Raw genomic sequence first — 12,348 nt, forward strand, 5'->3', positions numbered from 1 at the left:
GACGGCCGTGATTCCAGCACGGGAACCCTGAACGAAAACACCCTCGCTCATGAACACGACGGTTAAGTTCAGCTAGCGGTTACTTCATGCATCTCTAACAGCCGGAGCATTCGCATGCGAAATCCACTCACCGCACGCGCCCTGGATTGGGCCAGCAAGCTGCGCTACCCCACTTTGTTCAAGCTGGCCGCCGCGCTGTTTTTGGTGGATCTGGTGATGCCAGACCCAATCCCGTTCCTGGACGAATTGCTGTTCGGCCTGACCACGCTGCTGTTGGCCAACTGGAAAACTCGCAAGGCCCCACTGCCGGCACCGGTGCGCCGCGACTGATGCAGTTGATCGACAGCCATTGCCATCTAGACGCCGGCGAATTCGACCACGACCGGGCAGCGGTGATCGCGCGCGCGCAGGCCGCCGGAGTCATCCAGCAAGTGGTGCCGGCGATTACCGCTGCCAGCTGGCCGGGCTTACGCGCGGTCTGCACCCAGGCGCGCGGCCTCTACCCTGCCTACGGCCTGCATCCGCTGTTTCTGGACCAACACCGCCCTGAGCATCTGGAGCTGCTGGCCGAGTGGATCGACCGCGAGCGCCCCTGCGCGATCGGCGAGTGCGGACTAGATTTTTTTGTCGACGGGCTGGATGCGCAGACCCAGCGCGACTACTTCGACGGCCAGTTGCAGCTGGCCAAGCGCTTCGACCTGCCGCTGATCGTGCATGCGCGCCGCGCCACCGAGGAGGTCATTGCCCGCATCAAGGTGGTGGGTGGCCTGCGCGGCGTGGTGCATAGCTTTGCCGGCAGCCCAGAGCAAGCGCAACAGTTGTGGAAACTGGATTTCATGATTGGCCTTGGCGGCCCGGTGACCTACCAACGCGCCAATCGCCTGCGCGGGCTGGTGGCGAGCATGCCGCTGCAACATCTGCTGCTGGAAACCGACGCGCCCGATCAGCCCGACGCCAGCATCCGCGGCCAACGCAACGAACCGGCATACCTGCGCACGGTGCTGGACTGCATCGCCGAACTGCGTGGCGAAGATCCCGCGCACATCGCTGCGCAAACCACCGCTAACGCGCGCAGCTTGTTCGGCTTACCGCACTGAGCGGAGCAGGTGCGTCACTGCCGCCGCGTAATCAAGGCGACCGCGCAATGCACACGCGACATTAGGAGGCGGCGACCGCCTCAACCGACGAAGTCGACACTGCAGCCTTGGGCTTGAGCAGCATCTCCAACGCCTTGCCCACCGCCACGAATGCGAAGGTTCCGGTGATATGCGTGGCCGCGCCCAGCCCTGCCCCGCAATCCAACTTGAGCGTGGCATCGGCATCGAGCTGCGGGCGGATGCCGCAGACGCTGCCATCGGCCTGTGGGTATTTGACGTTTTCCAGCGAATACACCGCCGGCACACCGAAGTAGCGCTGCGGATTCTTCGGGAAATTGAATTCACTGCGCAGCTTCTTGCGGATCAGCGCCAGCATTGCATCGTGCTCGGTGCGCGAGACGTCGCGCACGCGCACCAGGGTCGGATCGGTGCGCCCGCCAGCCGCGCCCACGGTCAACAGCGGCAATTTGCGCCGCCGACACCAGGCAATGGTTTCTACCTTGACCCGGAAACTGTCGCAGGCATCGATCACCAGATCGAAGCCCTCGCCCAGCAGCGTTTCGATATTGCCGGAGGTCAGAAACGCCTCCACCGCATCGGCTTCGATGTCCGGGTTGATTGCCACGCAGCGCTCGGCCATTGCGCGCGCCTTGTTGCGCCCGTACTGCCCGGCCAGTGCCGGCAACTGCCGGTTGGTATTGGAAACACACAGATCATCGGCATCGATCAGGCGGATGTGTCCCACCCCGGTGCGCGCCAGCGCTTCGACCACCCACGAGCCCACGCCGCCCATCCCGACCACGGCCACGCGGCACGCCGACAAGCGCTCGACCGTGCCGACTCCATACAGCCGGTCGATACCGGCAAAGCGTTCACGCCATTGTGCTTTCATCGGCCCATTTTACGCGCCTCGCCAAAGGCGCGCCCACGCCGCCGCGACGAACGTTGCGTCCCAGGAGCCACCGATGCAGACCCCGCCTCCCAACCAATCCCGCGCGGCCCGTTACGCCCTCATGCTGGTGCTGGGCGTGCTGATCGGGCTGGTCGCCACCGCCATGGTGGCTAACGCGCTGCAGGCGCGGCGCGACCCGGTGCCCGACAGCCTGATGCAGGTCATGGCCTACCAGTTACGCGCGCTGCGACACGACACAGGTGCTTCCTGCACGCCGGCGCTGCAACAGCGACGACTGCAATCGCTACGCCTGCTGGCCGACGAGGTCGAGCCGGCATTTCCCGGCATTGGCGAAGACCGTCGCTTCGGCGAGCACGCACGCGCACTGCGCGCCGTGCTGGGTCAGGCGCAGCGCGTGCCGCTGGCCGATTGCAAAGCGATGGGCCAGATGCACACACGCATTTCCGATGCCTGCGAGGCCTGTCATCGCGACTTTCGCTGAGGTTTGATGAATACGGCGCTCGGGCTTCGTTAAGCCTGCGGTGAACCAGTTGGCAGACCGTTCACCTGGACCATCACAGGATGACGTCGCCGCGGCCCTGTCCGCCTTCTCGAACCACCCCGGAGAGACCTCATGAAGACCCGACTGCTTGTCATTGGCCTGGCTGCAACCGCGACCCTGGTTGGCTGCGCCACCTCTCAGCCCCAGTACGGCAGCTATCGCGGCGACCGCGGTTACGACCAGGGGTATTCGCAGCAGAGCCAGCGCTGCGTGGATTGCGGCATCGTGACCCGGATCGACGAAGTTGCCCCGACCCGCTCTGCGCCCACCGGCGCCGGCGCGGTCCTCGGCGGCATTGTGGGCGCCGTCGCCGGCCGCCAGATTTCCAAGGACACCGGCGGCAGCACGGGTAACAAGAACGTCTCGGCGGTCGCCGGCGCTGCGGCCGGTGCGCTGGCGGGTAACGCGATCCAGAACAACGTCACCAGCTCCAGCTTCGACGTGCAGGTGCGCATGGACGACGGCCGCGTGATCGTAGTGAACCAGCGCGACCTGGCCGGCGTGCAAGAAAACGCGTATGTGCGCGTGGTCAACGGCAAGGTCGTGCTGCGCTGATCCATGCGTGTGTGCGAATGCGGTATCGCTGCCGCATCGCCGGCAGACACGACGCGTGCCAGAAACCAGCTAAGCGTCTTGCCCGACATGACCTAGGCAAGCTGATCTCAAGCGCCCCTCGTGGCCGCATCGGAAGCTCACTTCGCCATACAGGCTGAGTGCGGCGACAAGATAAAACCGCAAAAACAGAAAGGCCCGATCACGGGCCTTTCTGCTGTCTGCGTGATGCGCCTTGCGCAGGGGGTGGACTCAGACCACCTGCACTGCGTCGGCCTGCAGGCCCTTCTGGCCTTGCACGACCGTGAAGCTGACCTTCTGACCCTCCTTGAGGCTCTTGAAGCCCTGGATCTGGATCGCACGGAAATGGACGAAGACGTCTTCGCCATTTTCGCGGCTAATGAATCCAAAACCCTTGGCATCGTTGAACCACTTCACGACACCATTCTCGCGTTCGATGTTGGACATCTCGACTGACTCCCTACGACACTGTGATGGACTGGCGGTGGTGGCTGTGATTGCAAGGAGGAAGCGAGGTACAAGGATGTAGCGGATCGGACGATCTACCGCATCAGGCCACGATTCACGGTGACCTTTGCAAACAACAGCGGCTGCAACTTAACCCGCACCAAACCAATTTTCAAGCACCTTTTGCACCTTTCTGTCAAGCCTGAAATAGGACATTTCCAAACCATCATGGACACCACCGTCGTTTACTACCTTCTGGCTGCAGCACTGGTGCTGATCGGCCTTGCGGGCGTAATTCTGCCGACCCTGCCGGGCTTGCCACTGGTGTTTGCCGGTCTGCTGGTCGCGGCGTGGGCCGACCACTTCACCCACGTCGGCTGGGTCACGCTGGTCGTTTTGGGGCTGATCACCGCGCTTTCGTTTCTCATCGACTTCTTGGCCACGCTCTACGGGGCGCAGCGCGTGGGCGCCAGCAAGATGGCGTTGTGGGGCTCGGTGATCGGCGGCATTGCCGGCATTTTCTTCATGCCGATCGGGCTGTTTGTCGGTCCGTTCGCTGGCGCATGGATCGGCGAGTACTACCAGACGCGCAAGACCGGCCAGGCCACCAAGGTCGGCATCGGCACCTGGGTGGGCATCATGCTTGGCACCGCCACCAAGCTGGCGCTGGGTCTGTGCATGCTCGGCGTATTTGCCATCGGCTGGTTTTTCTAGGGCTTCCGAATGGCCTGGCGGTGGCACACGGTTTCCGTCGAGGATGAGCGCAGTAACCGAGCAGGTCATCCGGCTGACCTGCATCCCAGGCGCTTGCCGGACGCGCACGCGCCTCCCCAAGGAACTGCAAGGACCGCCCTGGCGAAACGACCTGATCGGATGTTAGGCCACCGTGTACACACTGCGCATGCAGACGCGACCGTTAAGCTACGTGTCTCTGCGCCTGCCTGGCGCCTTTACCTCGGCCAGACTGCTCATGTCCAAGCACCGCACCCGCCCATTGATGCTCATCGCCCTGGCCGCTGCGCCATTGGCCCAGGCGCAGGAAATCGCACCCCAGCCGGCCTCGCCGCAAGCCTGCACCTCGGTGAGCTCCGATGCCGCGCGTTTGGCTTGTTACGACAAGGCGCTGGGCAATACACCGCAGCTAACCGCGGAGGCGGATGCCGCCGCGCAATTGGCCAAGCAGAAGGAAGCCAAGTCCGACGATACGCGTGCGATCAGCCGGGTCGGCGATTTCTTCCGCGCCGACGGCCAGGACCAACCGAAAGAAGAAGCGGTGGCCAATGCCGGCCGCGGCTCGTTGCTGGATCGCCGTTGGGAACTGGCCAAGGACTCCAAACTTGGCACCTTCCAGCTGCGTGGCTACAAGCCGGTGTATCTGTTGCCGGCGTTCTGGACCAGCGACACCAACCGCACCCCGCAGTCGCCGAATCCGGCCAACTCGGTCAACACGCCGCAGCAACTGGACAGCACCGAGCTGAAGTTCCAGCTCAGCTTCAAGACCAAGGTGGTCGAGGATCTGTTCGGCGACAACGGCGATATCTGGATGGGCTACACCCAGAGCTCGCGCTGGCAGGCCTACAACGCCGATGCGTCGCGCCCGTTTCGCGAGACCAATTACGAGCCCGAAGCGATGCTGGTGTTCCGCAACAGTTACAGCATCTTCGGCTGGAAGGGCCGCATGAGCGGCATCAGCCTGAATCACATGTCCAATGGGCGTGCCGACCCGCTGTCGCGCTCCTGGAACCGGGTCATCCTGAACTTCGGCCTGGATCGCGAGAACTGGGCCCTGACACTGCGCCCGTGGTTCCGCATCAAGGAAGACCGCGCCGACGACAACAATCCCGATATCGAGGATTACATGGGCCGCGGCGATGCAACGCTGGTGTACAACAAGGATGGCCACGAATTCGCGCTGATCGCACGCCATTCGCTGCGTGGCGGCGACCGCTCGCATGGCTCGGTGCAGCTGGATTACGGCTTCCCGATCACCAACCTATTGCGCGGCCATGTGCAAGTGTTCGATGGCTACGGCGAAAGCATGATCGACTACAACCACAAGGCAACTTACGTCGGCCTGGGCGTGTCGTTGCTGGAGTGGTTCTAAGCGCATGCAGCAACGCTACTGAGCAGTCGTCAGGCGGGCACTGATACTGCTGATCTATCGCATGCGCCAGGCGCCCGGCAAATCGGGCGATGGACTTCATCGAAAAATTGCCCCGAGTTAATCCAAGAAAAAGCCGGCATGTGCGCATGCCGGCTTTTTTACTTACAACCGTATTGCAAGCACTTTGCTTGCCCAGCTCCGTCAACATCACTGTCGCCGCGGCTTCTGCAGTCCGACTCAGACGTCGAAGAAATCTACTTTGCCGTCCTGCAGGGTGTAATACGCGACCACATGCACTTCGCCAGCGCGCAACGGTTCGGGTTCGAGCAGGGCAGGTTCGGATGCAGGGCGCAGGCGGTCGACGGTGCGCTTGACGTTGGCTTTGACCGAATCAGCCAGCAAGTTGGCGCCGCCTTTGGCCTTTGCTGTCAGCACGGCCGGGACGATGGGCTCGATCATGGAGCCATCGCGCCGGGGAAGAACGTGTTCTGCTCCACCACCGAAACCGCCACCACCGCACCGCAGCTTTCGTGGCCCATCACAACGGCCAGTGGCACGCCGAGTTGGCTGACCGCATATTCGATCGAGCCCAGCGCCGTGGTGTCGACGGTATTGCCGGCGTTGCGGACGACGAACATCTCGCCCAGGCCGCGACCGAACAGCAATTCGGCGGCACCCGGGAATCCGAACACGACACTGGGATGAGGAACGGGGTCTGGCCCAGCGCAAGTTCCAGACGGCGCTTGCTGTCGGAGATCACCTTCTTGGGGCGGTTTTCGACGAACGCGGTGTTGCCGTCGCGCAGGATCTGTAGCGCCTGCTCGGCATTCAGATCGGTTTTCTGGACGGCGCCGCACGCAACGCGAACGGCAGGGAAGCGGCAGCGGCCGCGATCGGCGCGCAACAGCTGCATTGCAGCAATTTTCGACGCGATGCGGAATGCGACATGGACGAGCTCCTGCTCTCTGGTTGGTATGGCGATCCTAATCGGCGGCGAACGCAGCAGAATGACCCAAGTCGAGATTCTGCAAACAGGAGGACGCAGTCCGCGACGCGGGCTCAGGTCCAGTCCGTCAGGCCTTCGCGGCGATAGGTTTCCTGAAAAGCTGGGCGCGCCTTCATCAACGTTGCATGTGCCTGCAGCGCCGGCCAGGTATCGGTCGGGCGTGGCATGTTGCGCGACCAGCGCATCAGCATGGTCAACATGAAATCGGCCGCCGACACGGTGTGCCCGAGCAGATACGGACCATGGGCCTGCAGATGCGCATCGACTTGGGTCCAGGCCGCTTCGAGTTTGCGGCGGGCTTGAACCTGCGCAGCCTCGGCATGCTCGGCACCGGCCGGCTCGCTCGGGTAGAACCAGGCGCGGTACGCCGGCTGCAAGGTGTTGGCGCAGAAGAACATCCATTTGTAGTACGCCGCACGCTCGGGTGTGCCGAGCGCGGGGGCCAGCTTTGCCTGTGGATGCAGATCGGCCAGCTGGAGCGCGATGGCCGCAGCCTCGGTGAGCACGTGCCCATCCAGTAACAGGGTGGGCACCACGCCGGCGGGATTGATCGCCAGATACTGCGGCGATTTGTGCTCGCCGCGCTCGAAATCAAGCGGGTGCAGCTCGTGCGGCACATCCAGTTCGATCAGCAGCCAATGCACCACGAACGCTGCGGTGCTGGGGGTGTGGTAAAGCGTCGTCGCCATGCAGATTCCTGAGTGTGAGCGCGTACCAAACCTACTACACAGCCGCCCGGTAGAGGCGGCTGATGCGCTGAGCCGACATATCCCATTCGTGCACTGCGATTAATGTGCGTCGTCCATGCCGCCTGACGACTGCGCGCTACGTGTTGCTAGCCGCGCTTATTCCACTACCACCGGAATCTTGCCGATGCGCGACTGCCACAGCCGCGGGCCGGTCTTGTGCACCGACTCGCCGGTGGAATCCACCGCCACGGTGACCGGCATGTCCTTGACCTCGAATTCGTAGATCGCCTCCATGCCGAGGTCTTCGAACGCGAGTACGCGAGCGGCCTTGATTGCCTTGGACACCAGGTAGGCCGAACCGCCGACTGCCATCAGGTACACGGCCTTGTTGTCGCGGATCGCATCGATGGCCGCATCGCCGCGCTCGGACTTGCCGACCATGCCCAGCAGGCCGGTCTGCTCCAACATCTGGCGGGTGAACTTGTCCATGCGCGTGGCGGTCGTCGGGCCGGCAGGGCCGACCACTTCATCGCGCACCGGGTCGACCGGACCGACGTAGTAGATGAAGCGATTGGTGAAATCCACCGGCAGCGTTTCGCCACGGTTGAGCATGTCGATCATGCGCTTGTGCGCGGCATCGCGGCCGGTCAGCAGCTTGCCGTTGAGCAGAATCACCTCCCCCGGCTTGAAGCTGGCGACTGCTTCGCGGGTGATGGTGTCCAGATCCACCCGGCGTGCATTGGTCGGGTTGTAAGTGAGCTTGGGCCAGTCTTCCAGCGACGGCGGATCCAGCATTACCGGGCCGCTGCCGTCCAGGGTGAAGTGTGCGTGGCGGGTCGCCGCACAGTTGGGAATCAACGCCACCGGCAGATTGGCGGCATGGGTCGGGTAATCCTTGACCTTGATGTCCAGCACCGTGGTCAGGCCACCCAGGCCTTGCGCACCGATGCCGAGCGCGTTGACCTTTTCATACAGCTCAAGCCGCAGCTCTTCGGCGCGATTGGAGGCGCCACGCGCCTGCAGGTCGACGATGTCGATCGGCTCCATCAGCGCCTCCTTGGCCAGCAGCATCGCCTTTTCGGCAGTACCGCCGATACCGATACCGAGCATGCCCGGCGGGCACCAGCCGGCGCCCATGGTCGGCACGGTCTTGAGCACCCAATCGACGATGGAATCGGACGGGTTGAGCATGGCGAACTTGCTCTTGGCCTCCGAACCACCGCCCTTGGCCGCCACGATCACCTCGACGTGGTCGCCCGGCACGATCTTGGTGTTGACCACTGCCGGCGTGTTGTCGCGGGTGTTGGTGCGCTTGCCGGCCGGGTCGGCCAGCACGCTGGCGCGCAGCTTGTTGTCGGGGTGGTTGTAGGCGCGGCGCACGCCTTCGTTGACCATGTCTTCCACGCCCATCGTGGCGTCGTCCCAGCGCACCTGCATGCCGATTTCCAAGAACACGGTGACGATGCCGGTGTCCTGGCAGATCGGGCGGTGGCCTTCAGCGCACATGCGCGAATTGATCAGGATCTGCGCGATGGCGTCCTTGGCGGCCGGCGATTCTTCGCGCTCATAGGCGGCGGACAGATTCTTGATGTAGTCGACCGGGTGGTAGTAGCTGATGTACTGCAGCGCATCGGCGACGGACTGGATGAGGTCTTCCTGCTTGATCGAGGTCACGGCTGGCTCTACGGCTGGCGGGGGTGCAATCCGGGCATTTTAGAGCAAACAGCAGGCGCGTCCGGGCGCGGCGTCTATCGCTGCGATTGAGCTGGGCGAGATATTGCCCTGGCGGCGATGCACTGCTGCGCCGGTGTCGCCGGGTGGCAGGCGAAGAATCCGTTCACCGCTGCCGGTGCAGCGGCTGGGGCTACGCCCGGCGCCCCGATGGGCAAGCACGCATCCGACCCTGCCCCTTATCCGTTGTCCAACACCGCGCGCCCACGCCGGGCGCGGCACACTAGCGCGATGTCAGCTTCCCGTTCCGGCGCCACTGCGCCTGCCGCTCCCCGTACCGGCCCCACCCTGCGCGAGCGCCTGGATGCGCTGCGTAATCTCCCGCCGTTCCTGCGCCAGATCTGGCAGACCAGCCGCTGGCTGAGTGCCAGCAGCATCGGCTTGCGCGTGCTGCGCGCGCTGATGCCGGTGGCGACGCTGTACATCGGCAAATTGATCATCGACGAGGCGATCCACCTGGTCGGCCAACCGCCGGCGTTCGAGTCCTTCGCGCAGGCGCTGGGCAGTGGCCGCCTGAACCGCTTGCTGGAATTGCTGGCGCTGGAACTGGCGCTGGCGATCGGCTCGGACCTGCTCGGGCGATTGGTCGGCTATGCCGATGCACTGCTGTCGGAGCTGTTCAACAACGCCGCCAGCGTGCGCCTGATGGAACACGCCGCGCAGCTGGATCTGGAGGATTTCGAAGACCCCGATCGGCAGGACAAGCTGGATCGTGCGCGGCGCCAGACCATGAACCGTATGAACCTGATGAGCCAGCTGTTCGGCCAGGTGCAGGATGCCATCACCGTGGTCAGCCTGGCGGTGGGCCTGGTGGTCTATGCGCCGTGGTTGATCGTGCTGCTGGCGGTCGCGCTGATTCCAGCCTTCATCGGCGAGGCGCACTTCAATGCGCTGGGGTATTCGCTCAATTTCCAGTGGACGCCGGAGCGGCGGCAGCTGGATTACCTGCGCCAGGTCGGCGCCAGCGTGGAGACGGCCAAGGAAGTCAAAATCCTCAACCTGCATCGGTTCCTGATCGCGCGCTATCGCCGGCTGGCCAACAAGTTTTTCCAGGCCAACCGCGCGCTGGCACGCAAGCGTGCGTTATGGGGCGCGCTGCTGGCCGCGCTGGGTACGTTGGGCTATTACATGGCCTACGGCTACATCGCCTGGCGTACCGTGCGCGGCGATTTCAGCATCGGCGACCTGACCTTTCTGGCCGGCAGCTTCCTGCGCTTGCGGCAGTTGCTGGAAGGCTTGTTGATTGGTTTTTCGCAGGTCGCGGGCCAGGCGCTATATCTGGACGATCTGTATTCGTTCTTCAACATCGTGCCGGAAATCCGCTCGCGCCCGAACGCGCTGCCGGTGCCCCGCCCGATTCGCCAGGGCTTCGTGTTCGAAGATGTGGGCTTTCGTTATCCGGATGCCGAACAGTGGACGGTGCGGCATCTGGATTTCGAATTGCGCGCCGGCGAAGTGCTGGCGCTGGTCGGCGAAAACGGCGCCGGCAAGACCACACTGGTCAAGCTGCTGGCGCGTCTGTACGACCCCGATGAAGGGCGCATCCTGCTCGATGGCCACGACCTGCGCGATTACGATCTGGACGATCTGCGCGCCAATCTGGGCGTGATTTTTCAGGACTTTGTGCGCTATCACCTGAGCGTGGGCGAGAACATCGGCGTCGGCCAGGTCGATGCAATGGACGATGCGCCGCGCATCCACGCCGCCGCGCGGCGCGCGATGGCCGGCGAGCTGATCGACAGCCTGCCGGACGGTTACAACCAACTGGTGGGACGCCGTTTCAAAAACAGCGTAGATCTGTCCGGTGGGCAATGGCAGAAGATCGCCATCGCGCGCGCCTACATGCGCGATGCGCAGCTGATGATCCTGGACGAGCCCACCGCCGCACTGGACGCGCGCAGCGAATTCGAGGTATTCCAGCGCTTCAAGGAATTGTCGGACAACCGCACCGCCGTGCTGATCTCGCACCGCTTCTCCAGCGTGCGCATGGCCGACCGCATCCTGGTGCTGGCAGCAGGCCGCATCGAAGCCAACGGCACCCACGAAGAGCTGATGGCGCAGGGCGGGCGCTACGCGGAGCTGTTCGAGCTGCAGGCTGCGGGGTATCGGTGATTTTGGGGATTGGGCATTCGGGAGTGGGGATTGGCTTGAGCCACAACGCACCCGTTAGCCCCATACCGTTCAGACCCCAAGGATCCGCTTTTTGCGAATCCCAATCCCGACTCCCAAATCGCGGCACCCAAATGAGATTTCATCTCATTTGGCCAGCTTGAGGTAGAATTGACCGGTACTCCTCCCACGAACTTATCGGTATGTCTTCCGCTTTCGGCGCCGAAACGGTGCTTGAGGTCCGTCATTGGACCGATGCCTACTTCAGCTTCACCACGACCCGCGATGCCGGTTTCCGTTTCGAAAACGGCCAGTTCGTGATGATCGGGCTGGAAACCGAAACGCGTCCGTTGCTGCGCGCGTATTCGATCGCCAGCGCCAATTGGGAAGAACATCTGGAGTTCTTCAGCATCAAGGTGCCGGACGGACCGCTGACCTCGCGGCTGCAGCACATCCAGCCCGGCGACAAGGTATTGGTCGGCAAGAAGCCCACCGGCACGCTGTTGATCAGCGACCTGCACCCTGGACGCAATCTGTATCTGCTGGGTACCGGTACCGGTCTGGCGCCATGGCTGTCGATCATCAAGGACCCGGAAACCTACGAGCGCTTCGACAAGGTGATCCTCACCCAGGGCGTGCGGTTTGTGCAGGATCTGGCCTACCGCGATTACTTCGAACGCGAGTTGCCGCAGCATGAATTCCTAGGCGACTTGCTGCGCGAGAAATTGCTGTACTACCCGGCGGTCACGCGCGAAGACTTCGCCAATCAAGGCCGTTTGACCGAGCTGATGGCCGATGGCCGCATGCAGCAGACACTTGGGTTGCCGACGCTGGATCCGGCCAACGACCGTTTCATGATCTGCGGCAGCCCGCAAATGCTGGCCGACCTGCGCACTCTGCTGGATAGCCGCGGTTTCCAGACGTCGCCGCGCATCGGTACGCCCGGGCATTACGTGTTCGAGCGTGCGTTCGTCGAGAAGTGATGCACCGCGCATGAAACGCCAGCGATGGTGCGGCGTTTTACGTAGACCGCATCTCCAGCACGTGCGTCCCAGGAGCGCCCCTGGGCGCGATGAAGCATTCCCGGTAACACCTCATCGCACCCAGGCGCGCTCCTACGTCTGACCAACACGCCCTG

The 12,348-nt window shown here is 63.4% G+C and carries 12 protein-coding genes, 1 other RNA gene and 1 pseudogene; 9 read left to right on the forward strand and 5 right to left on the reverse strand.

The features are described from left to right. Nucleotides 1-114: 114 nt before the first annotated feature. Both NX05_RS06180 and NX05_RS06185 read left to right on the forward strand, forming a co-directional pair. Entirely contained in the window at nucleotides 115-330 is a 216-nt protein-coding gene (locus NX05_RS06180) for a DUF6116 family protein (protein WP_010366290.1), read from the forward strand. Beyond that, nucleotides 330-1,097 (forward strand): TatD family hydrolase, encoded by a 768-nt coding sequence (locus NX05_RS06185; protein ID WP_039433593.1) that lies wholly within the window; start codon nucleotides 330-332, stop codon nucleotides 1,095-1,097. Before NX05_RS06180 ends, NX05_RS06185 begins: the two co-directional genes overlap by 1 nt. Before the next feature lie 61 nt (nucleotides 1,098-1,158). On the opposite strand, the gene NX05_RS06190 is transcribed toward NX05_RS06185, so the two are convergent. Further along, a complete protein-coding gene (locus NX05_RS06190; protein WP_039433590.1) occupies nucleotides 1,159-1,989 on the reverse strand; it encodes a tRNA threonylcarbamoyladenosine dehydratase in 831 nt (276 codons plus the stop codon). 73 nt (nucleotides 1,990-2,062) lie between these two features. On the opposite strand from NX05_RS06190, the gene NX05_RS06195 reads away from it, so the two are divergent. Both NX05_RS06195 and NX05_RS06200 read left to right on the forward strand, forming a co-directional pair. Beyond that, complete coding sequence (locus NX05_RS06195) at nucleotides 2,063-2,491, forward strand: hypothetical protein (RefSeq protein WP_039433587.1); 429 nt, start codon at nucleotides 2,063-2,065, stop codon at nucleotides 2,489-2,491. A gap of 132 nt (nucleotides 2,492-2,623) precedes the next feature. Next, nucleotides 2,624-3,106, forward strand: coding sequence for a glycine zipper 2TM domain-containing protein (locus tag NX05_RS06200; RefSeq protein WP_010366283.1), 483 nt, complete (start codon nucleotides 2,624-2,626; stop codon nucleotides 3,104-3,106). Nucleotides 3,107-3,355: 249 nt separating this feature from the next. Here NX05_RS06200 and NX05_RS06205 read toward each other — a convergent pair whose 3' ends face one another. After that, entirely contained in the window at nucleotides 3,356-3,571 is a 216-nt protein-coding gene (locus tag NX05_RS06205) for a cold-shock protein (RefSeq protein WP_003483561.1), read from the reverse strand. A gap of 228 nt (nucleotides 3,572-3,799) precedes the next feature. On the opposite strand from NX05_RS06205, the gene NX05_RS06210 reads away from it, so the two are divergent. Together NX05_RS06210 and NX05_RS06215 are read left to right on the forward strand one after the other, a co-directional pair. Further along, on the forward strand, nucleotides 3,800-4,285 hold the full coding sequence (locus NX05_RS06210; protein ID WP_039433584.1) for a DUF456 domain-containing protein: 486 nt from the start codon (nucleotides 3,800-3,802) through the stop codon (nucleotides 4,283-4,285). 256 nt (nucleotides 4,286-4,541) lie between these two features. Continuing rightward, nucleotides 4,542-5,675: a phospholipase A gene (locus tag NX05_RS06215; RefSeq protein WP_039433581.1), complete on the forward strand. Its 1,134-nt coding sequence runs from the start codon at nucleotides 4,542-4,544 to the stop codon at nucleotides 5,673-5,675. Between the two features lie 237 nt (nucleotides 5,676-5,912). On the opposite strand, the pseudogene NX05_RS06220 reads toward NX05_RS06215, so the two are convergent. Further along, nucleotides 5,913-6,548, reverse strand: a pseudogene (locus NX05_RS06220) (carbonic anhydrase). A gap of 186 nt (nucleotides 6,549-6,734) precedes the next feature. Continuing rightward, entirely contained in the window at nucleotides 6,735-7,370 is a 636-nt protein-coding gene (locus NX05_RS06225; protein ID WP_010366273.1) for a glutathione S-transferase family protein, read from the reverse strand. Between the two features lie 77 nt (nucleotides 7,371-7,447). Between NX05_RS06225 and NX05_RS21940 the strand changes: the two genes are divergently transcribed. Further along, nucleotides 7,448-7,522, forward strand: a non-coding RNA gene (locus NX05_RS21940) — sX9 sRNA. 4 nt (nucleotides 7,523-7,526) lie between these two features. Here NX05_RS21940 and NX05_RS06230 read toward each other — a convergent pair. Beyond that, nucleotides 7,527-9,044, reverse strand: coding sequence for a fumarate hydratase (locus NX05_RS06230; RefSeq protein WP_017118768.1), 1,518 nt, complete (start codon nucleotides 9,042-9,044; stop codon nucleotides 7,527-7,529). A 288-nt stretch (nucleotides 9,045-9,332) separates the two neighbouring features. Here NX05_RS06230 and NX05_RS06235 point away from each other — a divergent pair, with 288 nt between their 5' ends. Both NX05_RS06235 and NX05_RS06240 read left to right on the forward strand, forming a co-directional pair. Then, the gene (locus tag NX05_RS06235) at nucleotides 9,333-11,213 is read left to right on the forward strand and encodes an ABC transporter ATP-binding protein (RefSeq protein ID WP_039433878.1); all 1,881 of its coding nucleotides are present in this window, start codon (nucleotides 9,333-9,335) and stop codon (nucleotides 11,211-11,213) included. A gap of 200 nt (nucleotides 11,214-11,413) precedes the next feature. Next, complete coding sequence (locus NX05_RS06240) at nucleotides 11,414-12,193, forward strand: ferredoxin--NADP reductase (protein WP_010366270.1); 780 nt, start codon at nucleotides 11,414-11,416, stop codon at nucleotides 12,191-12,193. Nucleotides 12,194-12,348 lie beyond the last annotated feature (155 nt).

The sequence above is a fragment of the Xanthomonas vasicola genome (genome assembly GCF_000772705.2).
GTDB classification, from domain to species: domain Bacteria; phylum Pseudomonadota; class Gammaproteobacteria; order Xanthomonadales; family Xanthomonadaceae; genus Xanthomonas; species Xanthomonas vasicola.